23 protein-coding genes, 1 other RNA gene and 1 riboswitch are annotated in these 26,233 nt (G+C 60.2%); of the genes, 14 read left to right on the top strand and 10 right to left on the bottom strand.

The window, feature by feature from the left end:
• Positions 1–62: 62 nt before the first annotated feature.
• Positions 63–2,438, bottom strand: a complete 2,376-nt coding sequence (locus tag AC04P6_RS03640; protein WP_475565235.1) for a S8 family serine peptidase — start codon at positions 2,436–2,438, stop codon at positions 63–65.
• A gap of 223 nt (positions 2,439–2,661) precedes the next feature.
• Positions 2,662–2,752, top strand: a riboswitch (glycine riboswitch).
• A 123-nt stretch (positions 2,753–2,875) separates the two neighbouring features.
• On the opposite strand from AC04P6_RS03640, the gene AC04P6_RS03635 reads away from it, so the two are divergent.
• Positions 2,876–4,285: an alanine/glycine:cation symporter family protein gene (locus tag AC04P6_RS03635; protein ID WP_475565234.1), complete on the top strand. Its 1,410-nt coding sequence runs from the start codon at positions 2,876–2,878 to the stop codon at positions 4,283–4,285.
• Between the two features lie 108 nt (positions 4,286–4,393).
• Here the strand turns inward: AC04P6_RS03635 and AC04P6_RS03630 are convergent, their stop codons facing one another.
• The gene (locus tag AC04P6_RS03630; RefSeq protein WP_475565233.1) at positions 4,394–5,032 is read right to left on the bottom strand and encodes a lactate utilization protein; all 639 of its coding nucleotides are present in this window, start codon (positions 5,030–5,032) and stop codon (positions 4,394–4,396) included.
• A 112-nt stretch (positions 5,033–5,144) separates the two neighbouring features.
• Entirely contained in the window at positions 5,145–6,506 is a 1,362-nt protein-coding gene (locus AC04P6_RS03625; RefSeq protein WP_475565232.1) for a sodium-dependent transporter, read from the bottom strand.
• A gap of 205 nt (positions 6,507–6,711) precedes the next feature.
• Between AC04P6_RS03625 and AC04P6_RS03620 the strand changes: the two genes are divergently transcribed.
• The 3 genes from AC04P6_RS03620 (at position 6,712) to AC04P6_RS03610 (ending at position 10,656) form a co-directional block, all read left to right on the top strand.
• Positions 6,712–8,493 carry an ABC transporter ATP-binding protein gene (locus AC04P6_RS03620; RefSeq protein WP_475565231.1) on the top strand — a complete coding sequence of 594 codons (1,782 nt, stop codon included), beginning with the start codon at positions 6,712–6,714 and terminating at the stop codon, positions 8,491–8,493.
• Between the two features lie 274 nt (positions 8,494–8,767).
• Entirely contained in the window at positions 8,768–9,361 is a 594-nt protein-coding gene (locus tag AC04P6_RS03615; protein WP_475565230.1) for a hypothetical protein, read from the top strand.
• 65 nt (positions 9,362–9,426) lie between these two features.
• Complete coding sequence (locus AC04P6_RS03610) at positions 9,427–10,656, top strand: restriction endonuclease (protein ID WP_475565229.1); 1,230 nt, start codon at positions 9,427–9,429, stop codon at positions 10,654–10,656.
• Positions 10,657–10,715: 59 nt separating this feature from the next.
• On the opposite strand, the gene AC04P6_RS03605 is transcribed toward AC04P6_RS03610, so the two are convergent.
• The 5 genes from AC04P6_RS03605 to AC04P6_RS03585 all read right to left on the bottom strand — a co-directional run bounded on the left by AC04P6_RS03605 (position 10,716) and on the right by AC04P6_RS03585 (position 15,260).
• Entirely contained in the window at positions 10,716–11,999 is a 1,284-nt protein-coding gene (locus AC04P6_RS03605; protein WP_475565228.1) for a HipA domain-containing protein, read from the bottom strand.
• Positions 11,999–12,253, bottom strand: coding sequence for a helix-turn-helix domain-containing protein (locus tag AC04P6_RS03600; RefSeq protein WP_475565227.1), 255 nt, complete (start codon positions 12,251–12,253; stop codon positions 11,999–12,001). Before AC04P6_RS03600 ends, AC04P6_RS03605 begins: the two co-directional genes overlap by 1 nt.
• 252 nt (positions 12,254–12,505) lie before the next feature.
• Positions 12,506–13,066 (bottom strand): MogA/MoaB family molybdenum cofactor biosynthesis protein, encoded by a 561-nt coding sequence (locus AC04P6_RS03595; protein ID WP_475565226.1) that lies wholly within the window; start codon positions 13,064–13,066, stop codon positions 12,506–12,508.
• Positions 13,066–14,319 carry a molybdopterin molybdotransferase MoeA gene (locus AC04P6_RS03590; protein WP_475565225.1) on the bottom strand — a complete coding sequence of 418 codons (1,254 nt, stop codon included), beginning with the start codon at positions 14,317–14,319 and terminating at the stop codon, positions 13,066–13,068. Before AC04P6_RS03590 ends, AC04P6_RS03595 begins: the two co-directional genes overlap by 1 nt.
• Positions 14,320–14,375: 56 nt before the next feature.
• Positions 14,376–15,260, bottom strand: coding sequence for a methionyl aminopeptidase (locus AC04P6_RS03585; protein ID WP_475565224.1), 885 nt, complete (start codon positions 15,258–15,260; stop codon positions 14,376–14,378).
• 224 nt (positions 15,261–15,484) lie between these two features.
• On the opposite strand from AC04P6_RS03585, the gene alr reads away from it, so the two are divergent.
• From alr to AC04P6_RS03570, 3 genes are read left to right on the top strand one after another with little or no spacing between them, the layout of a single operon-like run.
• The gene (gene alr, locus AC04P6_RS03580; RefSeq protein ID WP_475565223.1) at positions 15,485–16,762 is read left to right on the top strand and encodes an alanine racemase; all 1,278 of its coding nucleotides are present in this window, start codon (positions 15,485–15,487) and stop codon (positions 16,760–16,762) included.
• A 6-nt stretch (positions 16,763–16,768) separates the two neighbouring features.
• Positions 16,769–17,341 carry a uracil-DNA glycosylase gene (locus AC04P6_RS03575; protein ID WP_475565222.1) on the top strand — a complete coding sequence of 191 codons (573 nt, stop codon included), beginning with the start codon at positions 16,769–16,771 and terminating at the stop codon, positions 17,339–17,341.
• A gap of 27 nt (positions 17,342–17,368) precedes the next feature.
• On the top strand, positions 17,369–18,706 hold the full coding sequence (locus AC04P6_RS03570) for a bifunctional folylpolyglutamate synthase/dihydrofolate synthase (RefSeq protein WP_475565221.1): 1,338 nt from the start codon (positions 17,369–17,371) through the stop codon (positions 18,704–18,706).
• A 27-nt stretch (positions 18,707–18,733) separates the two neighbouring features.
• Here the strand turns inward: AC04P6_RS03570 and AC04P6_RS03565 are convergent, their stop codons facing one another.
• A complete protein-coding gene (locus tag AC04P6_RS03565) occupies positions 18,734–19,222 on the bottom strand; it encodes a phosphatase PAP2 family protein (protein WP_475565220.1) in 489 nt (162 codons plus the stop codon).
• A 209-nt stretch (positions 19,223–19,431) separates the two neighbouring features.
• Between AC04P6_RS03565 and ffs the strand changes: the two genes are divergently transcribed.
• From ffs to AC04P6_RS03535, 6 genes are all read left to right on the top strand, one after another.
• An RNA gene (gene ffs, locus AC04P6_RS03560) (signal recognition particle sRNA small type) lies at positions 19,432–19,525 on the top strand.
• A gap of 87 nt (positions 19,526–19,612) precedes the next feature.
• The gene (locus AC04P6_RS03555; protein WP_475565219.1) at positions 19,613–20,281 is read left to right on the top strand and encodes a VTT domain-containing protein; all 669 of its coding nucleotides are present in this window, start codon (positions 19,613–19,615) and stop codon (positions 20,279–20,281) included.
• 1 nt (position 20,282) lies between these two features.
• Positions 20,283–22,349 (top strand): DNA polymerase III subunit gamma/tau, encoded by a 2,067-nt coding sequence (gene dnaX, locus AC04P6_RS03550; protein ID WP_475565218.1) that lies wholly within the window; start codon positions 20,283–20,285, stop codon positions 22,347–22,349.
• 37 nt (positions 22,350–22,386) lie between these two features.
• On the top strand, positions 22,387–22,692 hold the full coding sequence (locus AC04P6_RS03545) for a YbaB/EbfC family nucleoid-associated protein (protein ID WP_066664099.1): 306 nt from the start codon (positions 22,387–22,389) through the stop codon (positions 22,690–22,692).
• Positions 22,693–22,710: 18 nt separating this feature from the next.
• Positions 22,711–23,307, top strand: coding sequence for a recombination mediator RecR (gene recR, locus AC04P6_RS03540; protein ID WP_475565217.1), 597 nt, complete (start codon positions 22,711–22,713; stop codon positions 23,305–23,307).
• Positions 23,308–23,410: 103 nt separating this feature from the next.
• Positions 23,411–24,658: a deoxyguanosinetriphosphate triphosphohydrolase family protein gene (locus tag AC04P6_RS03535; RefSeq protein ID WP_475565216.1), complete on the top strand. Its 1,248-nt coding sequence runs from the start codon at positions 23,411–23,413 to the stop codon at positions 24,656–24,658.
• A gap of 198 nt (positions 24,659–24,856) precedes the next feature.
• Here the strand turns inward: AC04P6_RS03535 and AC04P6_RS03530 are convergent, their stop codons facing one another.
• Complete coding sequence (locus AC04P6_RS03530; protein WP_475565215.1) at positions 24,857–25,114, bottom strand: hypothetical protein; 258 nt, start codon at positions 25,112–25,114, stop codon at positions 24,857–24,859.
• Positions 25,115–25,396: 282 nt separating this feature from the next.
• On the opposite strand from AC04P6_RS03530, the gene AC04P6_RS03525 reads away from it, so the two are divergent.
• The coding region (locus AC04P6_RS03525) for an arginine deiminase (RefSeq protein ID WP_475565214.1) at positions 25,397–26,233 on the top strand (837 nt) is incomplete at its 3' end.

Below are 26,233 nucleotides of genomic sequence, written 5' to 3'. Positions count from 1 at the left end.
TCCCAGGTCAATCGTGTTTTACGGGCATTATATCACTCGATTTCGATGGCGAAGGATACAGGCTATGCGCCGTACCAGCAAATTCCCTCGTCATGCCAGCCAATGCTTGCCAGGTATGAATGCTCGCTCAGCGATGAAGTGTAGTTGTGCGCGCCGGAACGGGCGTTTGGATTGTATTCGCGGTAAATGGCAACGGTCTCGAGGGTGCTCGACCGCCATCCTATGCCTTCGTAGATCCATCCTAGGCGTTTTAGCCAGTCGCGTTCCTTTGCTGAAATCGTGTAATGGTGGTCTCCGCCGTTGGGATTGTATAGGCGGTATACGTCATCTCCCTCGAGAGGAGCGGCCCACCCAATTCCTTCATAGCGCCATCCCAGGCTTTTCAAATGATCTCGCTCCTGTTCGACGGCTGTGTAGAAATGCTCTCCTGAATTTGGATTGTACAAGCGGAACATGGGCTGGGTTGTAGTGGAGGGAGGGCCGACGCTCGGCGGCAGTGGCTCTTCTGCTGTATGCGAGGCGGGGTCTTCGACGCTGATCACGGTTGCGAGCGTGTTTCCCGTTGTGGTGCTTGTGGCGAAAACGATTGCATCACCAGCAGCTAGGGCGCGTATTTCTCCGCCGTCGCTTACGGAGACTACGTTTGGAGCGGTGCTCGACCATGCGTACGCGCCGCTCTCGTTGGGGGCAAGCGCCGAAAGATGTGCACTGTCGCCGGTCGCGAGCATCGAGGGCCCGTCAATGAAGCTGAATGCGTTCCGCACGACGCCGTTTGCATCGACGTTTCCGAATCCCGTATATGCGTCGTATCCAATGGTAACGGGGTCGGTGTTGCGCTCGCTGGGCGCGATATCGTTGGCGCTGGAATAGAGTACGCTTTTAAGCTGGTTAACGTTCAGATTTGGGTTAACGGAAAGCGCAAGAGCCGCTACGCCGGAAACGCATGGCGCGGCCATAGACGTTCCGTTCAGGCGACGATAGCGGTTGCCCGGCGTGGTGCTTAGCACGTCGTCGCCCAACGCGGAGAGTTGTTTGTTAACGGTGCCCGCCATGTTGTAGTTTGAGTAACTGGCTCGGGAAAGCGAAAGCGATAGGCCAAGCGTGTCGTATGGCCCCTCGTCGTCTTCTTGGACGCCCGTGACGGCGCAGTCTATGACGCCTATGGCACTTGGTGCAAAGTCGCAGGGGAAGTCGCTATAGGCGCCGTTCATGATATCGGCGTCGTTACCTGCGGAAATGACCGTTAGGATGTTTGCCTTGCTTGCCCGTTCGATTGCGTCAAGCAAGGCTTTGTCATCGGCATCGGCTGTCTCGGTGGTGGATCCAAGGCTCAGATTCACTACGCGGATGTTGTCTTCGCTTGCGCGCGTGAGAACGTATTCGTAGCCAGCTAGGATATCGAGCGAATCGGCAAGGACGGAGCCGTTGATGCGTTTGAATACCCTTACGGGTACGAGCTTCGCATCGAACGATATGCCCACGATGCCCACATTGTTGTTCGTGCCGGCTGCGGCAATGCCGCATACGTGCGTTCCGTGATAGTCGATGTCGCTGAAATCGGAGCGTGCGGGTTTTGCTCGTTCAACGGCGTCGTAGAAGTCGATGACGTTTTCGGCAAGGTCTTCGTGGGCGATGTCGCATCCCGTGTCGAGCACGGCAATGGCGGGACGCGCGTCGCTGGCGCTCCATTTCGTGGGATTGCCGTTTTCGTCATGCGTGTATTCATATGCTTCGCGTGCGTGTTCGGTCAAGATGAGCATCTGGTTGTTAGCTTGCGGGTCGTTCACGAACGCATAGTATTCGTTCGTGTCGTAGGAGTTGCCGCCCTCCGCGATGGTGGGCAGGTTGCTTGGCTCTCCCTCGATCAGGCTTTCGGGGGTTGCGTTATCCGCCAGGTGGTAGACGTAGTTTGGCTGCGCGTGCGCAACGCTCTGCGTGCTATTGAGCGCGTCAATTGCCTCGGGAACCGAGACGCCATTGGAAAGCGGTAGTGCCGCCCAGCCTCCAATGGCTGCGTCAAGCGCTTCCGAAAGGCTTGACATATCGAACAATCCAAGGTCGGAGAGGCCGTCCAAGAGGTCTTCGATATCCGTTTCCCCAATGCGCACGAGTACGGTTTGCGTTTGATGCTCTTGCGCGATGCCATCTTCGGTCGTGGTCTCGTACGTGGTATGCGCCGAGGGCTCCGTTTCGTTTGCCCCGTTGGGCTCATCACTTGCGGTGAGCTGCTCGGCGGGTTTGTCCTCCAGGTTGGAAAGCTGTGGTTCGCCCTCAGCCCGTTCCGATAATGCGCTTTCGGAAATGAGCGCCATGGGCGTGGGGTCGGGGAGTGCGACGGGCGTGCTGGAGCCTATCGCGAAATGCGCGATGGCCGTGCCGCCAACGAATACGGCCAGCACGAAGCTTGCGGCAGCGATGCGATTGCGCCAGCGCTTCATGCGACCTCCTAATAACACCACGGGAGTAACATATTACGCGATTCAAATGGAGGCCGCAAACGCAGGGATTATTCTGTTCAAGAACTGTTTACCTGCGATTATGCCTGGTATTGTCAGGCTTTCCTTATTTTCTAAAAATCTCGTTGTGCTTTAGTCCACGATAGTCTATATTGTGCTCACCATCTTTCCGGTGAAGCCTTTGGAATCGCAAGAAACCGAAGGTCGAGGAAACTCTGGAGAATCTCTTTATGAGTGCCGAAGGTGCAAGGCTGGAAACGGCTCAATCTCTCAGGCAAACGGACAGAGCGTACACAAAGATGGCGGTTGCGGGCACTCCCCAACCGCTACTTCGGTGCACATAAGGACCTTCTCGATGGCGCAAGGTGTCGCGAAAGAAAGAAGGTTAGCGTCTTATGGAAGCCGTGTTGCTCCCAATCGTGGAAACGATCAATTCGTATCTGTCGAACTACATCCTTATCATCATGCTCATCGGCGCGGGTCTGTTCTTCACCGTGAAGACGCACGCCGTGCAGTTCCGCTGCTTTGGCGAGGGCTGGCGTCGCCTCTTCGGCGGTTTCAGCCTGCGTGGCGGTAAGGCCAAGAGCGGTATCAGCTCTTTCCAGGCGCTTGCCACTGCCATTGCCGCCCAGGTAGGCACGGGCAACATCGTTGGCGCATGCGGCGCCATCCTCATCGGCGGCCCGGGCGCCATCTTCTGGATGTGGATCATCGCCCTGCTGGGCATGGCCACCAACTACGCCGAGGCCGTGCTCGCCCAGAAGACCCGCAGGGTCGATGAAGACGGCACCGTGCATGGCGGTCCCGCGTACTACATCACCACGGCTTTCAAGGGCCAGGGTGGCAAGATCCTCGCTGGCTTCTTCGCCGTGGCCATCATCCTGGCACTCGGCTTCATGGGCTCCATGGTTCAGTCGAACTCCATCGCCAGCACGATGAGCACCGCGTTCGCCATCCCCACCTGGGTTGTTGGCGTCGTTATCGTCGTCATCGCCGGCGTCATCCTCATCGGCGGCCTTTCCCGCATCGCTTCCGTTACGGAAAAGCTCGTGCCCATCATGGCCGTGCTCTACCTGCTGGGCGGCCTGATCGTGCTCATCATGAATGCGGGCAACATCATCCCCGCGTTCCAGCTCATCTTCGAATGCGCATTCAATCCCCAGGCCAGCATGGGCGGCGTTACCTTTGGCATCATCGCAGCGCTGTCTCAGGGCGCTAAGCGCGGCCTGTTCAGCAACGAAGCTGGTATGGGCTCCACGCCCCACGCTCACGCGATGGCTAACGTGAACGATCCGCACGAGCAGGGCGTTGTGGCTATGGTTGGCGTGTTCGTCGACACCATCATCGTCGTGAGCATGACGGCCCTGGTTGTCATCAGCACCCTGTACGTGGGCGACGGCGCGCTTGCTCAGGCATTCGCTTCCGCCGCTGCGGGCAGCGACCCCGCCGACGTCGCCGCACTCGTTGGCCTCGACAAGACCAACATGGCCCAGGCTGCATTCAGCACGTTCTTCGGCTCGGGCATCGGCAACGCGTTCGTGGCAATCTGCCTGCTCTTCTTCGCGTTCTCCACGATTCTGTCCTGGAACCTGTTCGCTCGCCTGAACGTGGAATACCTCTTCGGCAAGAAGGGCGTCATCCCGTTCCTGGTTATCGCCCTGGTCTTCATCTTCCTGGGTTCCATTCTTTCTAACGACCTCGTGTGGGAGCTGGCCGACATGTTCAACCAGCTGATGGTTATCCCCAATGTCATCGCGCTCGTTGCCCTTTCCGGTGCCGTTAGCGCATGCGCCCTTGCCCGTGGCAAGAAGGGCTCCAAGGAAGACTAAGCTTCCATAGCGCCCCGTTATAGCCTGAACGCGAACGACCCGCTCATATGAGCGGGTCGTTCTGCGTGTGTCGGGGTTTGCGCAGGTGCGCATCTGGCGTTTGGCTAATTAGTAGCCCAGCTCCTCGCCAACGAGCACCACGGTGATGCGGTGCGGTTCCATGCTATGACGCGTGATGACCTCCTGGCAGCAGATCGTCGATGCGCCATGGCAGTCGCCGCATACGCCCGTGGCGGCGCAGGGCGTTTTCAAGCCCAGGCGCACGCAATTCGGCGGGGTGGCGTGGTCGTGAATGCGCTGAATGGCGGAGGGCACGTCGCGCGCCATCTTGTTCAGGCTCGCCACCACGATAACGTGTGCGGGGCCTGCAACCAGGAAGCAGAGGCGCGTGCCCATGCCGTCGATGTTCACCAGCTCGCCGTCGCGCGTGAACGCGTTGGTGCTCATGAGGAAGTAGTCGGCCATCATCTGCTTGCTCAGCATGATGCGCGGGTCTTCGCCCGGCTCCTTCTGCGAGCGGTCGATGACGTCGAAGTCGCTTTCACGCACGGCGTCGAGAATGCCCGCTTCCTCGACGGACATCGAGCCACCCCAGGTGACGGACGAACCTGCGGGCATGAGGTCGAGCACCGCCTGCTTTGCCTCGGCGGCGGTGTCGCAGTAGACGGCGTCCATGCCGCGGCGCGCGAATTTCTTGATGAGCGTCTGCCCTAGATTGCGGCGGTACGTGAGTTTGTGGTCGTTCATAGGCCTTCCTTCCGATAGTCTGCGCGCACATGCTAGCACGCGGCCGCATGCTCGTCGCATAGCCGCCGCGTGTGTTGCCTAATGATTGATTTGCGTGCGGAGGGAAGCGTGCTTAGCCGATGCCGCCCAGAATGGAGCCGGCGATGAGCACGAACAGCGTCACGAAGCAGTAGACGTATTTGCCCAATGTGTAGAACGCAGGCGAAAGCATCTTCTTGCGCCCCTTGTTCAGCTGCTCCTTCACGAAGTCGTCGCCCATCATCCAGAAGAACAGGATACCCGCCATGGCTGCGCCGATGGGGCACAGATACACGGAGCAGACGTCCATCCATGGGGAGACAATCTGCTGGATGGCGAGGCTCACTACCAGGCCGATTGCGGCGATGATGAGGCATGCCGTCGGGCGCTTCAACTTGAAGCGCTCCTGTAGGGTTGCGATGGGTGCCTCGTATAGGTTGATGAGCGAGCTTAGGCCGCCGAACAGCACGGCAACGAAGAAGGCAATCATCACGATGTTGCCCATGGGCATGTCGGCGAATAGGGTGGGCAGGTAGATGAACAGCAGGCCGGGGCCGCCCGAGGAGAGCTTCTGACCAGCCGACGCCATGGCCGGGATGATGACGAGCGAGGCGAGGATGGCCGCAAGCGTGTCGAAGATGGCCACGTATTTGGCGCTGTTGGGAATGTCTTCCTCGTCGCTGAGGTACGAGCCGTAGATGAGCGTGCCGCTGCCGGCTACGGACAGGCTGAAGAACGCCTGGCCCAGAGCGAACACCCACACCATGGGGTCGGCGAGGCCCGCTGGGTCGAGCGTGAACAGATATGCGTAGCCGTCGGCCGAGCCCGGCTGCATGGCAGCATAGATAGCCAGCGCTATGAACAGCAGGAAGAACAGGGGCATCATGACCTTGTTGGCTGCTTCGATGCCGCGGCCGATGCCGAACGAGACGATGGCGAACGCGATGACGAGCGCAGCGACCTGCCACAACGCGTTGTCGCTGGCAACCGATTCGAACAGCCCCGCGTACTCTTCGGCGCCCTGCATGCCCGTCATGCCGCCCGTGATGGAGGAAATGGCGTAGAACAGAATCCAGCCAACCACAACGGAGTAGCCAATGGCCATGGCCAGCGACGAGACGACGGGGAAGAGGCCGAGCGCGCGGCCTGCTCGTTCTCCCGATTCGCCGAAGCGCTTGCGGAACGCTTGGCCGAATGCGCCTGCAGGGCCGCTATGCGTGGCGCGCCCGAAGGCCATTTCGCCCATAACGCCCGTCGAGGCGATGAGCACGACGAAGATGAGATAGGGAATGAGGAACGTTCCGCCGCCGTATGCGGAAACGCGCGTGGGGAAGAGCCAGATATTTCCCATGCCCACGGCCGAGCCGATGCAGGCGAGGATGAAGCCCCCGCGTGAGCGGAAGCTGTCGCGGCGCAATGCGGGTGCGTTTTCTTGGGGTTTCCTAGTGGTTGCCATCTTTTCCCTTACTGCTTGAATGACGTTAAGCAGCCTACCATAAGCGTCGCCCCGAAGCGCGCGTAGCGCGCCAAATCGCCCTGCTGGTCCGTCTCGCGTTCCTTACCCGGGCGTTACCTTTTGATGCCATTAGCGTCCCATTCCTAGAATCTCCGTTTACGGGTTGTATCGTTGGCTTGAAAAATTCAATGGGAAGGGTATGTATATGACTCGAACGAAATCGCTTACGAGGCGAACACTTCATTACTACTGGCTTGCAACGCGCAAGCACAAGGGGTATTTCTTCGCGCTCGTCCTCACCACCATTGGGTTCCATGCACTGCTTTCATACGGGAACCCCTACCTCATGAGCCTCATCGTCGACCGCGTGAGCGAGGGTGGCGTTACCGCCGACCTGCTCGTTCCCGTGTTCGGCCCGTATGTGCTGGCTCTCATCCTCGTGAACCTCGTGGGGCAGGGGTGCAGCAAGCTCCAGGACTACGCGCTATGGAAGCTGGAAATCGCGGTGAGCTACGACTTGGCCACCGTGAGCTTCGACACGCTGTGCCATCAGAGCATGTCGTTCCATTCGAACCGCTTTGGCGGCACGCTCGTCTCGCAGACCACCAAGTTCATGAACGCGTATAACCAGCTGCTGGAAGCGCTGGTCTTCCCGTTCATGCCCGTTATCATCTCGGTCGTGATGACCTGCGTCATCCTTATTCCGCGCGTCCCGCTGTACGTGGTCATCCTCATGGTGCTGCTCGTGGCGTACGCGCTCATCTCCTACTACATGTACAAGCGCATTCTGCACCTGAACGAGGAAGCGGCTGGCGCGCAGAACCAGCTCTCTGGCGAGCTGTCCGACTCGGTTGCCAACATCCTGGCCGTGAAGACGTACGGTCGCGAGGAATACGAACGCGGGCTGTTCGACCGCTTCAACCGCGAAGTGAAGGCGCGCGACAGCAAGCGCATGCGTTCCTCGATGATGCGCGGCATCATCACGGCGGGCATTACCGTGGTCATCATGAGCGTGGTAACCGTGTTCATCGCGGGCGGTAACGCCTGGTTCGGCATTTCCGCGGGCACGCTCGTCATGATGTTCACGTACACCAACACCGTGACGAACCAGTTCAACTTCATCAACACGGGCCTGCAGCGCCTGAACCGCGCCCTGGGCGATGCGAGCGGCATGACGGCCGTGCTCGACGAGCCGCGCCTGGTGGATGACGTGCCCGATGCCAAGCCGCTCGAGGTTACGGAAGGCGCCATCGATTTCGAGGGCATCGACTTCTTCTACGACGACGGCGGCGTGCGCACGCAGGTGTTTGATCAGTTCGAGCTGCATATCGAGCCTGGTCAGCGCGTTGGCCTGGTGGGCGTGAGCGGTGCAGGCAAGACGACGCTCACCAAGCTCCTGTTACGTCTTTCCGACATCCAGGAGGGGCGCATCCTCGTGGACGGGCAGAACGTGGCATGCACGACGCAGCAGAGTCTGCGCAGGCAGATTGCCTATGTACCGCAGGAATCGCTGCTGTTCCACCGCAGCGTAGCGGAAAATATCGCATACGGGCGCCCCAATGCCACGATGGAGGAGATCCGCGAGGCGGCGCGTCGCGCGAACGCGCTCGACTTCATCGAGCGTCTGCCGCAGGGCTTCGATACCGTTACGGGCGAGCGCGGCGTGAAGCTTTCGGGCGGACAGCGCCAGCGTATCGCCATCGCGCGCGCCATTCTGGCCGACTGCCCCATTCTGGTGCTCGACGAGGCCACGAGTGCGCTCGATAGCGAAAGCGAAGCTGCGGTGCAGGATGCCCTGGAAACGCTTATGGCCGGGCGCACGGCGATTGTCGTCGCGCATCGCCTGTCCACGGTGGCAAGCCTCGACCGCATCGTGGTGCTCGAGCGCGGGCGCATCGTGGAAGATGGCCCGCACGACGAGCTCATCGCCGCCGGCGGCACGTATGCCAGCCTTTGGAACCGTCAGACGGGCGCATTCCTGGAATAGCTTCAGGTCATTCGTTTTGCCTACCCGCAGAAAGTCCTCCGATAGTGGCTGCGCTATACTTCAACTGTAATTAGGCTATCTTGGCTGGCCATCGTTTGGAGTGAAAAATGATGCATGAGACTCAGCGGCTTATCAATGAGTGGAGGAAAAAGGGCTGGTCGATTCCCGACCTTCGCGGAGGAAAGCTTAGCTGGTTCCCTATGGTTCAGGGTCTTGTGGACCAATTGCACGAAGAAAACGGCTGTGAATTAGATGCTTCCCCGAGGTTGACGGTATGCCAAGTGTTCGGCAGTGGAGGGAATACTCTGGCTTTTTGAGGGGCGTTGGACTTGCCGAAAATAAAGGCGGATTGCTCCGACTGTCTGATTTGGGTATTGCGTTTCAGAAGCGGCCTACTGAGATCGCTTTGGCCAATTTAATCCAGGACCGATACCGCTTCTTTGGCGAGCTATTGAACCTGTTTGCGTCTAAGCCGATGACGATTGAAGAGGCAAAGGATGCGCTATGCGGTCAATATGGCCTAGATTGGAAAAACCTTTCCAGAGTGAGGAAGAGAGCGGATTGGCTTGAGGTGCTTGGGCTTATTGAGCCGCACGGGTCTCATGCTTGGATTGCTAGCGAATCGGGCATTAGGGCTTTGGGGGAATGGAACTTGATGCCGCCCGATGTGTTGGGGCTTATGAATGCGGAACCGCTATCCAGCGATGCGGAGATCCAAGATCCCCCTGAGGAAATTGCCACCCTTGTCAGCCGTCTGGCGGACACTCCCGAACTGCACGAACAGAGAAGCTCGTACAATATCTGGGTTCCGAGCCCTAATCGAATTGACAATTTGAGGGTCATTACCCAATTTGCCTCAGAAGAATAACGAGGGATGATCTGTTCGACCTCGTCGGCAGCGAATTTGGAATAAAGAAAAGCAGTATCGAATCGATGATGCCTTTCTTGAAAGTTGCCGGCTTAATCGAAGAGGTCGGAAGAGGGGTGTACCTCGCAACCCCGGCGGCGATGGCTTGGGTTGAAACGGGTAACGATTTGGATTTCATTCGTATCCTGCATGTGCATATGCGTTTCGTTGGCGAAATGATTGTTGCGGCGCGAGAGGATACCATCCGTAATGATTTGTATGAGATCGCGAAGGAGCATGGGATAAATATCGACAAGGCACGCTGGATTGCCGGGTTCTTGCTTGAAGCGGGGCTTCTCGAAGAGCCTTCGTATTTGCATCTCAAAGCGACGGCAACAGGGCTAAGGCTTGCCGAGCAGCTTCCGCTCTATGATTCTCATAAAGTGGAAGCGGATATTGTCCTGCCTGTGTGCGATGAAGAGGAGCCCGAATGTGATGTATCTAACTCAGTTCTTTCCGTCGAGCGTCTTATTGATAAGCTTGCGAGGTCGTCTGTCGACCCGATGGCTGAAGGAAAACAGTCCGGCGTGGCATTCGAAGAGAATATCGCAGAGTTGTTCTGCTTTATGGGGTTTGACGCGAAAAGAATTGGCGGGTCGGGCAATACTGACGTTGTTGTTCGGTGGGAGGATCGGTCGGGCCAGGTCATAACGGCGATAATTGATGCGAAGTCTAAATCGAGCGGAAACGTCTCCCATACCGATGTTAGCGACGTTGCAATCAGCACTCACAAAGAGAAAAACAACGCCGAATATGTGGCTATCGTTGGCCCTAATTTTAGCGGGGATACTATAAAATCTCACGCTCGTAAGATGTCTTTTGCGTTGGTTAATGTTGCTGAGCTGGGAGATATCGCTCGTTCGTTTGCTGCGGTTGGATTGTCGAGAGAAGAACTCGCTTGCGTTTTTAAGGCTCCTGGCGGCCAGTCCGAGCTGAGCGATATTATCACCGAGAAGCAGAGAAAGCTTGAGATTATTTCTGCCGTCGTTGCTGAGTTTCGGAAGAGTCAGGGTGAGCTAGGTGGTCTTTCGCCTCGCGATCTTCTGTTGCTCCTTCGGGGACATAGCGTGTCGCCCTCTCTTGATGAGCTGGTCATGGCTTTTGATTCTCTTTCGGATGATACGGTGGGCGTTCTTGTCCCGATGAGTCGGGGAGGGGCTCCAGAGCATACTGCATACGTATTGCGCGACGCGAAAGCTGCGGCCCGTCATTTGAGGGCGCTTGCGGATGCTATCGATAGCGGATTGGAGACGTAGTCCGGCCCATCGTCATTGTCTTCAGGCGATGCATGCAGCAAGCGATGGTTTTGCTTTCGTTATCTATTCAGATAGCGTTTCAGTGTCGTTAGCCTCGGTGCCGAGTTCTCGATGATGCGCGCTAGCATACGCTGCGTGTCTTCGTCTGCTCCCTCGACTGCGGGCGTTTCGAAACCCTTGATGATGCTTTCGATGGCACGGTCGAAGGCCGCCAGGCTTACGTCGGCGTCAAGCGCAATGGATATGATGTCCCGCTCGTCGATGTCGTCCATGGCGCGATGCGCCCCGAAATCGAAGGGCATTTGCGTCGAGTAACCGCTGAGCGGGATGCACGTGACGTCGTACATCGGTGCCAGTCGCCTCTTTTTCCATTCCCGATCGTATAGCAGCGAGCTGTTCTTCAGGTGCGCATCTGCATTGCCCACTGCATAATTGAATGCCAGCCGTTTCGCGAATTCGATTGCGTCTTCAACGGGTTGCTCGACCGTGTCCCGTAGGAGGTCGGAAGCGTGCATGATGTAATCCGCGTCAACGCCTTCGGGCTGGTATTTGTATATGGGCGGAAGCCCAAGTGCCTGGCAGAGGTCCTCCTGGTGGAGTCGCAGTAGACGGCCTTCTTCGATCCATTCTCTGTCGTATCGCCTCACGGCGATGGCGCCGGGGATGCCGGGGAGAAGACTTACCTCGGCCGTTTCTATTCCGCACGATGTTGAAAGAATAGAGCAGGCCAACTCGTTCAGGGCGAGCTCTTCTTCGCCGCTGCGCGAGATCTTGACGATGTGAGTTGATGGTGCCGTGCCTTTCGGGACGAGCCAATCGTCCGTTTCCGCTTCGTTGGGGTTGAGGCCCTCGGGCAGGTACCATGCGACTTTCGACTGCGCGCCAGCAAGCGACAGGCGCGTTTCGCTCGCTACGGTGGTGGCGAAACGTATGGGGTCTTCCGAGGCTTCGGAGGTGACATGCTCAGTGACGGGTTGATAGCCGGGTGTGTAATTGCTTGTGTCCGCTGTCTCGGCAATGAACGTGAGCGCCCCGATGCTTTCGCAGCCGAGCTTTTCGAGCAACGTGAGGTAATCGTTTCTCGCAACTTGGTATGCGCTTGCGAGGTTGGCGAGGACCTCTCCTTCGGGCAGTAGCCCCTGGAAGAAAGGCGCTATCTCGATGTCTTCGTAGGGTTTGCCGGAGAGGGGGAGGCGCTCGGAAATGCCGATTTCTCCTCTTTCGCGTGCCTTCGTAGCGTATGATGCGTCGTATTCAAAACGCGAGTACGCGCCTCGTTCGAAAACAATGCATCCGACCAGCTCTTTCCCGTCTTCTTTGTCTCGATACACGGCAAGCTTCATCACTCGCCCCTTACTTTCGCAAAGAGGTCAATGCCAATTTCCTTGCACACGCGGATGACCTGCTTTATGTTTCCTCCGGCTTCACCACGTTCGAGCTCGCTGATGAAGCGCACGGAGCAGTGGCATGCGGCGGCAAGCTCGCCCTGCGTAAGGCCTATTTTCTTGCGGCGCTTTCTAATGATTGCGCCCAGGTCCTGTGCGTCGCGGAGTTTGCCGTCGACGTTACGTGGTTTGGTGGGCAGGACGAACTCCATTGCATGCCTTCTTTTCGACTCTCGGGTTCTGGGTTTCGAAAATATCCCAATTGGGAAAATTATAGCAGGATTGGTAAATTATTCCCATTTGGGAAAAATTTTGTTATACCTGTCACAAATTTCCCATTTGGGAAAATAGTATGTACATGCGCCAGAATTATCCCGAATGGGAAAATGCCCATACGGCGCGAAAGAAAAGCGGCTGGGAGCACATTGCATCCCAGCCGCCAGGCAATCGATATGCTGAATGACCTAGTGCCCTTCGCCCGCCATCATGGATACGGCGTGGGGCAGGGCGGCTTTGATGCCATCCCAATTCTCGCGGGCGGCCTTTTCGCTGCCGGGCAGGTTCACCACCAGATGGCGGCCGCGTTGCATGCATACGGCGCGCGAGAGCATGGCATGTGGCGTGATGGCGATGCTATGCGCGCGCATGGCCTCCACGATGCCGGGCACGTAGCGGTCGCACACGTCGGCCGTGGCCTCGGGGGTCACGTCGCGCAGCGAGAGGCCGCTTCCGCCGCAGGTGAGAACGATGTCTGCGTTCAGCTCGTCGGTGGCGTGCACGATGGCCTGGCCAATCGCCTCGCGGTCGTCGGGAACAACCACGTGGCTCGCCACCTGCCAGCCTTCGGCTTCCACGAGTCCCGCCAGCGCGGCGCCGGCGGTGTCTTCCTCGATCGTGCGCGTGTCGGAGCACGTGACGATGGATACGCGCGGAATATGCTTCTGCGGCGCCTTGCCGTGGGCGACGTCGTGCTTGTGAGCGGCGCTTGCCGCGGCTTGCGGGTCGAACTGGCTTTCGTGCGTCATTACAGCACCAACTCCTCGGGGATGTCCAAAAGCAGGCATTCGATGGGGTCGCCCGCCTGCTTGCTTTCCAGGCCTTCGGGCATGATGGCCATGCAGTTGCTGCGCTGGATGGGGCCGAACAGGCCGCTGCTCTGGTTCTTCGCGGGCGTGACCACGTAGTCGCCGTTTTCGCGCACGATCGTCGAGCGCATGTAGATGCGACGCGGGTCCTTCTTCTTCATGTCGCGCGTGAGGCGCGCCATGACCTTGGTGTGCTCGAAGTGCGTGTAGCCCTGCATCTTCCTGAGCGCGGGGCGGATGAGCATGTGGAAGCCCACGTATGCAGCAGCCGGGTTGCCGGGAAGGCCGAATACGGGCACGCCATTCACGAGGCCGAAGGTTTGGGCCTTGCCAGGGCGCATGTTCACCGTGGTCATGCGCAGGTCTCCCAGGTTGTCCACGACGGGCTTGATGAAGTCGTAGTCCCCGTTGGCCGCGCCGCCCGTGGTAATTACGAAGTCGCAGGTCTTGGTGGCTTTCCGAACCGCTTCGGCGAGCGCTTCGTACGTGTCTTCCACGATGGGGAAGACCTCGGCGATGCCGCCGGCCTGCTGCACGCAGGCGGCCATGGCGTAGCTGTTCGAGTTGCGGATCTTGCCGGGCGTGGGCGTTTCGGTGGGCGGAACGAGCTCGCTGCCCGTGGCGATAACGGCCACGCGCGGGCGGCGGTAGGTGGGAACGTCCATGGCGCCGCAGCTCGCGAGGAACCCGATGCCCGCAGCGGTGATGACTTCGCCCTGCTGCACTACCGTTTCGCCGGCCTTGGCCTCTTCGCCCGCTTCGCGCACGTTGTTGCGCAGCTTGGTGGGGGCGGTGAAGGAAACGATGCTGCCCGTTTTGCCGTCGCCCTCGACGACGCCCACGATCTCGTATTTCACGACGGCATCGGCGCTGGCGGGAAGCGGAGCCCCCGTCATGATGCGGATGCATTCCCCTTCGCCGATGTTGCCCTCGAATACGCTGCCCGCGCCCTCTTCGGCGATTACTCGCAGCGTGACGGGATTCTCCTCCGAGGCGTTTTCCAGTTCGGCGGCATGCAGGGCGTAGCCGTCCATGGCGGAATGCGCGAACGGCGAGATGTCGATGTCGCTGGTGATGGGCTGTGCCGCTACGCGTCCTATGGCTTCCAGCAAGGGGACCGTCTCGACGTCGAGCGTATGCACGCCCGCGAGCACGAGGTCGCGGGCCTCTTCGGGTGAAATCATTTCAGGCATGGCAATCCTTTCACGTGAATGCGCCTGTGGAGTTCGATGTGGTGGGAAAGCGTGCGCTACCAGGAAAGGAGCTCGTAGCCGTCTTCGGTGATGACGACCTGCACTTCCCATTGGGCGGAGTCGCTGCCGTCGGCGGTGCGCACCGTCCAGCCGTTCGGGTCGTTCATGTCGATGGCCGCGCCACCCATGTTCACCATGGGCTCGATGGTGAAGCACATGCCGGGAACGAGGATGGGGCCCGTGCCGGCTTCGGCCACGAAGCTCACGAACGGGTCCTCGTGAAATTCCAGGCCAATGCCGTGTCCGCCGAATTCGGCGACAACTGAATAGCCCGCCTCGGTGGCGACCTTGTTCACGGCGGCGCTCACGTCGCCCAGGTGCCCCCAGGGCTTGATGGCGGCCAGGCCGGCTTCTACCGAAGCCTTCGTGACCTCGACGAGGCGCTTGCGTTCGGGGCTCACCTCGCCGATGCAGAACATGCGCGAGGAGTCGCTGAAGTAGCCGTTGCGGATGGTGGACATGTCGACGTTGACGATGTCGCCTTCTTGCAGCACGTCGTCTTCCGAGGGGATGCCGTGGCAGACCACGCTGTTGATGGACGTGCAGACGCTCTTCGGGAAGCCTTCGTAGTCGAGGTCGGCCGGGATGGCGTCGTGCTCGATGCAGTAGTCGTAGACCCACTTGTCGATTTCGGCGGTGGTAACGCCTGGCCCGATGTGTTCGGCCACGTAGTCGAGCGAGCCAACGTTCACCTCGGCCGAGTGCTTGATGCCCTCGATTTCCTCGGGGGTCTTCAGCAGGCTGCGGTAGAGCATTTCATTGCCCTGGTCGTAGAGCTCCTGCATGCGCTCGTCGTTGCGCAGGTGGCATTTCTTGTATTTCTTCCCGCTGCCGCACCAGCATTCGTCGTTGCGGTTCGGGGAAATGAGTCCGTCGAACATGGATTTCCTTTCGTTGGCGGCATGAGCCGCGCGTTTGTTTCCGTGCAATCATAATCCAAATGCGGGAATAATGCTTGCGGTTGGCCAGGATGCGTAACCGTTTGGATTCCCCGCCTGCACAGCCCCTACGCCTGGCTTGCCCGTGCGTGTTGCTCACGTGAGGGTCCGCTTTTCGCGGTGCCTGCGCGCTATACTTACATGCGCACTAGTTAGAAAGGCATATCGTGGCGTACGAAGAACCGTTGAATGGATTTACCGGCTTCAATCGGAAGAAGAGCAACTTCCAGTATTCCCGTTCGGCTGAAAGCAGCAGCCCGAATGGCGTAATCGATTTCGACCTGGAAAAACTCGATGAAATGCCCGAGTCCGACCGCCGTTGGGCGTGGGTGGAGATTGACCTTTCCGCCATTCGCCACAACGTGGTCGAGGCGAAGCGCCGTCTGAAGCCCGGTTGCAGGCTCATGGCCGTCGTGAAGGCCGACGCCTACGGTCATGGCGCCGTGCGCGTTGCGCGCACCGCACTGAACAGCGGCGCCGACGAGCTGGCCGTTGCCACTGTCGACGAGGGCGTCGAGCTGCGCAAGGCGGGCATCCATGCGCCCATCCTGCTTCTGGCCGAGCCTCCTGCGTCGTCGATTCCCCTGCTGCTGGGCTACCGCATCATGCCGGCCGTGTACACGCCGGAATTCGCCCTGGCGTACGCCGAAATGGCCGACGCCCATGGCATGAAGGCGCCGTTCCATCTGGCCATCAACACGGGCATGAACCGCATCGGCGTGCGCGCCGAAGACGTCATCGAGTTCGAGCGCACCGTGAACTTCCATCGCGCGCTCGAGCAGGTGGGCACGTTCACTCATTTCGCCACGGCCGATATGCCCGAAAACATCGATTTCACCATTCAGGTCCATCGCTTCACTGAAGCCATCGAGGCGCTGCGCACTGCCGGCATCGACCCCGGTACCGTGCATGCCGCCAATTCCGCGGCGCTGCTTCGCTATCCTCAGACGCACTTCGACATGGCGCGCCTGGGCATCGCCCTGTACGGCTTCCATCCGTGCGCCGAAACGCGCGGCACGGTGAACCTGAAGCCCGCCATGAGCGTGTACGCGCGCATCACCGAATGCAAGCAGGTTCCCATGAGCGAGGGCGTAAGCTACGGCTTGAATTACCGCAGCACGGGCAGCGTGAAGATCTGCACCGTGCCGCTGGGATACGCCGATGGCCTGAACCGCGCGCTTTCCGGGCGCACCAATTTCATCCTCGACGGCACCTACGTTCCGCAGGTGGGCAACATCTGCATGGACCAGTGCATGTTCGAAGTCGATATGCGCACGTATGGCACGCGTCGCCGCCTCGACCCGCAAATCGGCGACGTCGTGACGATCGTGGGCCAGCAGGGCGATTCCGTAACCACCATCACGGAAATGGCCTATACGCTGCACACTATCGAGCACGAGCTCGCCATCGCGTTCAGCCACAGGCTCCCGCGCCTGTACGTGTAGGTGCGCATGGGCTCCGCAACTGGCAATACGCCGCTTTCGCTCGACGATATCCGTGCGCGGGTAGAGGGGTGCCATGCATGCCCTCTGGCCGATGGGCGCACGAATGTCGTCTTCGGCGATGGCGGCCCCAACGCGCGCGTGCTCATCATCGGGGAAGCCCCCGGCAAGAACGAAGACGCTCAGGGCGTGCCGTTCGTGGGCGCTGCTGGCAAGTCTCTTTCCAAGCTGCTGGCCATCGCCGGGCTCACACGCGAAGAGGTGTTCATCGCGAACGTGCTGAAGTGCCGCCCTCCGGGAAACCGCAATCCGCGCGCCGAGGAAATCGAGCAGTGCACGCCGTTCCTGCGCGACCAGACGCGCGCCATCGACCCCGAGTACATCGTTACGCTGGGCAATTTCGCCACGAGGTACATCCTGAAAACCCAGGTGGGCATTACCCAGCTGCATGGGCAGCTTCAGCAGATTGGTCGGTTCAAGGTGTTCCCCATCTACCACCCGGCTGCCGCCATCTACGATAGGAAGAAGCAGGCTGCGCTCGAAGAGGACTTCGCCAAGCTGGGCGAAATGCTCAAGAAGTAGCGCGCCTTTGCGTCGATTGGGATTTCAATGACCGAGGAACAGCTTGCCGGTTTCGATCCGGTTGCATACATCAATACCCCGCGCTGGCAGGAAAGCCGCATGGGGCTCGAGCGCATTGCGAGCCTTATGGAGCAGCTGGGCAATCCGCAGGATTCGTTTCGCGTCGTGCACGTGGCGGGCACGAATGGCAAAGGCTCCACGTGCGCGTACGTTTCCAGCGTGCTTCAGGCGGCTGGCTATCGAACGGGCCTGTTCACGAGCCCGTATATCATTGAGTTTTCCGATCGCATCCGCATCGACGGGCGCAATATCGAGTCCCAGGCGCTTCTGGAGGCAACGCTCGAGGTGCGCGATGTCGCGGAGCGCATGACCGACCATCCCACCGAGTTCGAGCTCATGACGGCCGTAGCGTTCGTCGCGTTCAAGCGCGCGGGCTGCGAGTATGCCGTGGTTGAAGTGGGCTTGGGCGGTCGTCTGGATTCCACGAACGTGCTGGCGCATCCCGAAGTGTGCGTGATCGCGCCCATCGCGCTCGATCATACGAATCTGCTGGGCGATACCGTCGAGGCCATCGCGCGCGAGAAGGCGGGCATCATCAAGTCGGGTGCCGCGGTAGTGAGCGCGCACCAGCATGACGATGCCGCGCACGTGATTTGCGATGCGGCGGAGCGCGTTGGAACCTCCGTGAACTGGGTTGATATTGATTCGATTCGCGATTTTGGAATCGAGGGCGGAAGCGCGCAGGGCGCCGACCCCGCTCGCTCGTTTGCCTACCGCGGCTTCCAGGGGCTTACGACGCGCCTGCTTGGAACGTATCAGCCGCAGAATGCCTCGCTCGCCATCGAAGCGTGTCTGGCGCTGCGCGAGCGCGGGTGCGCGCTTTCCGACGAGGTCATCCGTCGCGGCATTGCCGAAGCACGTTGGCCGGGGCGTTTCGAGATCGTGGCGCGCGACCCGTTCTTCATCGTCGACGGAGGCCATAACCCACAGGGCGCGCGCGTGCTTGCCGATTCCCTGAAGAGCGCGTTTCCCGGAAGGAAGGCGACGTTCCTCGTGGGCGTGCTCGCCGACAAGGATTACCCCGCCATGCTGCGCGAAGTGCTGCCGCTGGGCGAAACGTTCGTATGCATTCAGCCGCCAAACCCCCGCGCATTGAGCGCGCGCGACCTTGCCGCGGAAATCGAGCGGGCCGCATTGGAAACCATGGGAGATGCGAAGGCGGTGCGTGTCGTTGCGGCCGAAACCATTGCCGACGGCGTGGCGCGCGTGTGCGAAATAGCAGGCCATGAGGGCCTCATCTGCGCGTTTGGCAGCCTGTATTCCATTGCCGATATCCTGGCCGCGCTGCGTGCCGGCCAGGAGTAGCGCTCGCGATCGAAGCGCTTCCTGCGCCTACGGAATAAGCAGGAAGCCGAACGCCCCGCAGAAGAGGGCAAACGCTGCGCCCGCAACTACGTCGCGCGGGAAGTGCACGCCGCCCACCACGCGCACCCACGCGATGATGGCGGTGAGCAGGAACGCAGCGGCGCCTGCGAAGGGATTCAGGTAAAACAGCGCGCAGGCGATGATGGTGGCGCTGAACACATGGCGGCTGGGGAACGACTTGCCGTTCTCGTTGCGCTTGATGAGTGGGTGAATCCAGTACATCTGATAGGGGCGTGGAGCGTTGATGGCACCGCGCACGATGGTGCAGAGCACGAACGAGATGGCGCACACGAGCACCACGCGCAGGCAACGCGGGTCGCCCGTGATGAGGAGCCAGCCCAGGGTGGCGGTGTAGCCGGCGGCCACCAGGTACACCAGGAAGCGGTCGAACAGGGCGAGCTTGGCCGCCTGCTGCTCGTAGGGTTGCGATATGCGTTCGTAAAAATCTACGTACATGCTGGGCTTTCTTTGGGATTGCTATTCCACCATTGTACTGTCTTGCATGCGCAAGTCCAAGGGCGCGTGCCGTCTGTCCCATGAGTGGGCGCATCCCGCGGTCCCTATGTTCGTTTCGTTGCCCCCGTTTCCGTTATTGCCGCGCGAACGGGGAAACGGCTATACTGAACACCGTTGTCCGCCCGCAGAGGCGGATGTGCAAGTACCTCGAATGGGCTTGGGCGGCGCCAAGTTCCGAACCTGGTCAGGTCCGGGAGGAAGCAGCCATAAGGGACCGCTGACGAGCGCCCATGCCTATTCGGGGTACTCATGTATCTGCCGCCGTTTTCCGCAGCGGCTCGTTTGCAGGGGTTCGCGGGCCCGGGCTCGCGGTACACGCGAAAGGCTCGCATGGACTTCATCAATTTCATCGTCAGTTTGCTGCAAGATCCTCGCACCATCATCGCCAGCTGGATCGTCACGCTGGGCCCTGGCCTGGTGTATACGCCTCTGTTCCTAGTCGTCTTCATCGAAACGGGCGTCGTCGTCTTCCCGTTCCTCCCGGGCGATTCGCTGCTGTTCGCAGCGGGCGTGTTCTCGGCCGATGGCGGCGGGCTCAATATCATCGCAACGCTGGCTGTGTTCTATAGCGCGGCCATTCTGGGCAACACCTCGAACTACTGGATCGCGCGCTTCTTCGGCAGCCGCATCATCGACTCGGGCAAGGTGAAGGCGCTCACGCCCGAGCGCATGGCCAAGCTCGACCACTTCTTCGCGAAGTACGGCGGCCTCACTATCATCATCACGCGCTTCATGCCGTTCTTCCGCACGTTCGCCCCGTTCATCGCGGGTACGGGCCATATGAATTTCGGCAAGTTCACTCTGTTCAACGCAATTGGCGGCGTCGCCTGGGTCAGCCTGTTCGTGCTGGTTGGCTACTTCTTCGGCGGCATCCCGTTCGTGCAGGAGCATTTCGAGGTCATCGTCTTGGGCATCGTTGCCGTTTCGGTGCTGCCCGCCATCATCGGCGCGGTGAAGGGCGCAATGGCCGCCCGTTCTAAGAAGAAGGAAGCGAAATAGCATGGCAGAGGCTCTGTATCGCAAGTATCGCCCGCAGGTCTTCGAGGACGTCGTTGGGCAGGACCATATCGAGCGCACGCTGAAGAATGCCATCGAGCAGGACAAGGTCAGCCACGCGTATCTGTTCTGCGGCCCCCGCGGCACGGGCAAAACCACCACGGCGCGACTGCTCGCGAAGGCCCTGCTGTGCGAAAACGGCCCCACGAGCACGCCCGACGGCACGTGCGAACAGTGCCAGGCCGTTGCGAATGGCACGCATCCCGACGTCTACGAACTCGACGCCGCAAGCCGTACGGGCGTCGAAAACGTGCGCGACGAGATTATCGGCCGCGTGAATTTTGCGCCCACCAACGGCAGCAAGAAGATCTACATCATCGACGAGGTCCACATGCTTTCAACGGCGGCGTTCAACGCGCTGCTGAAGACGCTCGAGGAGCCCCCGTCTCACGTGGTGTTCGTGCTTTGCACCACCGACCCGCAGAAGGTGCCGGAAACCATTCACTCGCGCTGCCAGCGCTTCGACTTCCATCGCATCTCGAATGACGAGATCGTCGCCCGTCTGGGTGCGGTGTGCGTCGCGGAAGACGTGGAATTCGAAGGCGATGCGCTCGACCTTATCGCCCATCGCGCCCAGGGCGGCATGCGCAATGCCCTCACGTCGCTCGAGCAGCTCATCGCGTTTGGCGAGGGCAAGGTAACGGTAGGTGGAGCAGAAGACCTTCTGGGTTCGCTCGATTCGTCCGACATGGCCGAAATCATCACGGCCATCGGCAAGCGCGACGCCGCTGCGTGCTTCACCTGGACGGCTACGTACATGGAAACGGGTGCCGACCTGGCGCAGTTCGTGCGCGATATGGCCCAGCACGTGCGCAACATGTACGTCATGTCGCTTGCCGGTGCCGATGCCGCCATCGACGTGACCGATGCCGAGCGCCGAGAAATCGTGCGCGAGCTCGAGATGTTCGGAAGCGACCGCCTGGCTAACATGCTGGGCGTTCTGGGCGACGTCATCTCCGATATGCGCAGTTCCACGAACCCGCGCCTCGTATTCGAAATCGCCCTCACGCGTCTCGTGCGCCCCGACTCCGAGCTCACGCTCGCATCGTTGGCCGAACGCGTCGAGGCCCTGGAGGCGGGCGCTGCCGCCCTGCCTTCCCGCGCTCCTGCGCAACCCGTGGCTGCCCAGCCGGTTGCGGCTCAGCCCGCGCCCGCGCCTACGCCCGTTGCGGCCCCCGCGCCCGCCCCTGCGCCCGCCCCGGCTCCCGCTCCTCAGGAGGCTCCTTCGCGCCCCCTTACGGGTCATGAAGCCGCACGTGCGGCGGCTGCCGCTGCCGCCCGCGCCCAGCAGGCCCGCTCGCATGCGGCCCCCGCGCCCGCCCCGGCGGCTCCCGCTGCCAAGCAGGCTCCCGCGCGTCCGTATGCGCAGCCTACGCCGGCCGTGCCTGCTGCCGCTGCGGCTCCGCAGGCCGGCGGCGATCTTGCGAGCGTCGTGGCCAATCCGGCTGCGCTCCAGCGCATGTGGCGTTCTGTTCTTGCCGCGGTGAAGAAGGAAAAGCCCGCGTACGGCGTCTTCCTCATTACGGTGAAGGTCTCTCCCGAGCCCGGCAATACCGGCGTTGTCATCGAGTTTGCGCCTGGCAATGAGTTCGCGTTCTCGCGTGCGCAGAAACCCGAGTTCCAGGAGATGCTGAAGCGTATCTTTACCCAGGTTGCAGGCGTGGACGTGCCGTTCCGCTGCGTTCAGGCGAAGGCCCAGGCGCCCGCTGCGGCTCCTGCGCCTCAGGCTGCGCGCCCCATGGCCGCGCCCGTTGTGCCGCCTGTCGCGCATCGTGCGCCTGCTCCGGCAGCGCCCGTTCCTCCCGTCGACGACGTGCCGCTGGATGCCTATGAGGGCGTCGTGCCCGCCGAGGCTCCTGCGTACCCCGAGCCCGCCGCTACGCCGGCCGCGGCTCCCGCGCCCATGGGCGATGCGCCCGCTGGGGGTTCGCCCGAAACGGCCGACGATTTCAGTAAAATGCTTTCGGAGACGATGGGCTCGTCCATCGTGTTCGAGCAGATAGACGAATAGATTACGCCCTCGTGGCGAAGCGAAAAGGAGTTCATGCATGGATATGAAGAAGATGATGCGCCAGGCTCAGAAGATGCAGGCGCAGCTGGCCCAGGCCCAGGAAGAAATCAAGGACATGGAGCATGAGGCCACCGCTGGCGGCGGCATGGTGAAGGTCGTGGTCACGGGCGAGATGATGGTGAAGTCCATCTCCATCGATCCCGAAGCCGTCGACCCTGAAGACGTCGAAATGCTGCAGGACATGGTGCTTGCTGCCACCAACGAGGCCCTGCGCGGCATGGCCGAGATCAGCTCCGCTCGCCTCAACAGCGTCACTGGCGGCATGAACATCCCCGGTTTCTAGGATTATCCCAGGTAGAGCATGCATTCTGCACCGTCCATACAAGCGCTTCTCGATGAGTTCTCCCGCCTGCCGGGCATTGGCCCGAAGTCGGCTCAGCGCATCGTGTACTGGCTTCTGAATTCCGACCGCGCTACGGCGGAACGCCTCTCGGAAGCCATCATGAGCGTGAAGGACTCGGTGCATTTCTGCAAAACCTGCTTCAATTACGCGGAGGGCGATCGCTGCCAAATTTGCGAATCGCCCGACCGCGACAAGGGCATCATCTGCGTGGTTTCCGAACCGCGCGATATCCCGCCCATCGAGCGCACGCACGAGTTTTCAGGTTTGTACCACGTGCTTGGCGGTGCGCTTTCCCCGCTCGAGGGCGTCGGCCCCGATGATTTGCACATCGGCGAGCTCATGGCGCGCCTATCTTCCAGCGAAGTGAACGAGGTCATTCTGGCCACCAATCCCAACGTCGAGGGCGAAACGACGGCGAGCTACCTCGCGCGCCTCATCCGTCCGCTGGGCATCAAGGTCACGCGTCTGGCCAGCGGTTTGCCCGTGGGCGGCGACTTGGAATTCGCCGATGAGGTAACGCTTGGCCGCGCCATCGAATCGAGGCGTACACTGTAGGCTACTTGCGCCCGCGGCCTGCGTGGTTCCGCGATGGGCCGGCATGTGGTACAAACGGGCGTATAGGTGTGCGCTTTGGTTCGGCGGAAAGGATCCGTGCGTCATGGCTGATGCGAATAGCAATCCCGAATTCATCTTCACCAGCGACGAACGCGCGTATGTGCGCGAGGGCCTGCTAGCGCGCGAGGCGCTTCTATCCCCGTATGCCACCCGCGACAGCCAGGCGATCTTCGAACGCCCCGACGTGCAAGACGACGATACCGAGCTCGTGCGCCCCGCGTTCGTGCGCGATGTCGACCGCGTGCTGAACAACGCCTTCTACAACCGCTGCATGGACAAGACGCAGGTCTTTCCGTTCTACCGCAACGACGACCTCACGCGACGCTCGTTTCACCTGCAGCTCGTTTCCCAGATCTCGCGCAAGATCGGCGCCGCGTTGCGCCTGAACATCGCCCTCATCGAGGCTATCGCCCTGGGTCACGACATGGGGCATACGCCCTTCGGGCACGAAGGGGAGTACGCGCTTTCCGAAATCTATCATCGCCACACCGCCACGGCCGACACCCCGGGCAGGTACTTCAACCACAACGTGCATAGCGTTCGCCTGCTGCGTACGGTGGCGTATCGCAACCTCTCGCTTCAGACGTTCAACGGCATTCTCTGCCACTGTGGCGAAAAGGCGTTCGCGGAGTACCGCCCTGCGCCATGCGACACGTTCAAGCAGCTCGATGACATGATGGAGACATGCTATACGCAGGCGGGCGCCAGCCAGCTGCTGCGCCCCTCAACGCTGGAAGGCTGCGTGGTGCGCATTTGCGACATCCTTGCCTACTTGGGGAAAGACAGGCAAGATGCCCTTACCGTGCGCGTGCTGAGCCCCGAGGAGTACCCGCTGAAAGACAGCGTGCTCGGCTCCACGAACTCCGAGTTCATCCACAACGCCACGGCGAACATCATCAAGAACAGCATCGAGAAGCCCTACCTAGCCATGGACGAAGACGTGTTCCAGGCCATCGTCGACGCCAAGGAGCTGAACAGCAGGCAGATATACATGTCGCAAGAGGCCCACGAGCGTCTTACGGGCATCGTGCGTCCCATGATGGCGCGTCTGTACGACCGCTTCCTGGAAGACGTGAAGGCGGGCGACGAGAGCTCGTATATCTTCCGGCATCACATCAACGCGTGGATGATGCGCAGCAATCCCGTGTATGCCAATCAGGACCCGAACGATATCGTGGTCGACTACATCGCCAGCATGACCGACGAGTATTTCATAGGGCTCTTCAACTACCTGTATCCCGAAGAGGCCGTGAGCGAAAACGAGCTCTACGTGCCGTATTTCCACGACTAGGGGCACCGCGCGCTTTTGCGCCCAGCTGTAACCGAGCGGTCATATTCCCTGGTAGGAGCCTTGCAAGTGGCGGGATGCCGTTCGTCGAATTCCCATATTCACAATTTCTGCAAAGGCGGGTATAATGGCACGTCGGGTTAAGCGTTCTACGCTGAAAGAGGGTTTTGCACTGGAGGGAGCAAGGCTCTTTTTCATTGTCTAGGAGGGTTGCCACCAACCCAATATGGTGGCGTTGCTCGCGGCTGGTTCGGGGAGGATCCAGCCGCGAGCTTTTTTACGCCCTTTTTCGCTCTGCATGCGCCACGAATGGCGATGCATGAAATCCTGCATTGCCCGAAGCGTGACCAAGTTGTTGAAAAATGCATGTTTATGCGGTTTACGGCGTGGTGCATGCATGTTCGGAAACGAATATCCGCATATCTGGATATCAAAACGACTCTTGACAAAAATTCCCATATGCATTGTTTTGCATAAGGCCAGGTCAGAAGGGGGTAGGTTTTGGCACTATAGCGCAGTAGAGTGCCCCTAATCATAAAATCATCAAAAATCAAGTACCATTTACGGCGCATTAGATACCGCTTACCGATATAAGTTCTCAATAAACCGTTCACAATTGCGTGCGGACGTGCGGCGTGTAGAGTATGTGGAGACGTGTGTGCGGGAGGTGAGAGACCCGCAAACCCGTTTCCGTAATCTTCTTAGCATCGCCGCAAGGCGAGAGAGAAAAGGAGGGCGTTCATGACCGGAGTCAACGTCAAGAGCGAGATTGGGCCTCTTAAGAAGGTCATTCTCCATCGTCCCGGCAAGGAACTTCTCAACCTTACCCCCGACACGCTCGAGCGTCTTCTGTTCGACGATATTCCGTTCCTGGAAATCGCTCAGCAGGAGCACGACGCTTTCGCGCAGGCTCTGCGCGACAACGGTGTCGAGGTTGTGTATCTCGAAGACCTCATGGCCGACGTTATCCGCGACAACGCGGAACTGCGCAGCCAGTTCATCGAGCAGTGGCTCGAAGAGGCCGACATCCATACCCCGAAGTGGCACAAGCTCCTTCATGAGTATCTCGATGCGAACTACGCCGATCCCAAGGCCCTCGTCGAGAAGACCATGGAGGGCATCCACCTCGACGAGCTGGAAGTCGATCGCTCCAACAGCCTGATCGACCAGGTTTCCAGCCCCACCAAGATGGTGTGCGACCCCATGCCGAACCTGTACTTCACCCGCGACCCGTTCGCGATGGTCGGCAACGGCGTCACCATTCACCGCATGTACTCCGTCACGCGTAACCGCGAGACGATGTACGGCAAGTACATCTTCGACAATCACCCCGATTTCAAGGGCACGCCGCAGTACTACAGCCGCGACAACGCCTTCCACATCGAGGGTGGCGACATCCTGAACATCAACGATCACGTGCTCGCCATCGGCATCAGCCAGCGCACCGAGCCCGACGCCATCGACACGCTCGCCCAGAGCATCTTCCACGATGAGCGCTCCAGCATCGACACGATCCTGGCGTTCGACATCCCGAACAGCCGCGCGTTCATGCACCTCGACACGGTGTTCACGCAGATC

The sequence above is a fragment of the Denitrobacterium sp. genome, assembly GCF_056180635.1.
Note: the sequence above shows the minus strand (reverse complement) of the source record. Positions and strands in the feature narration are given on the sequence as shown.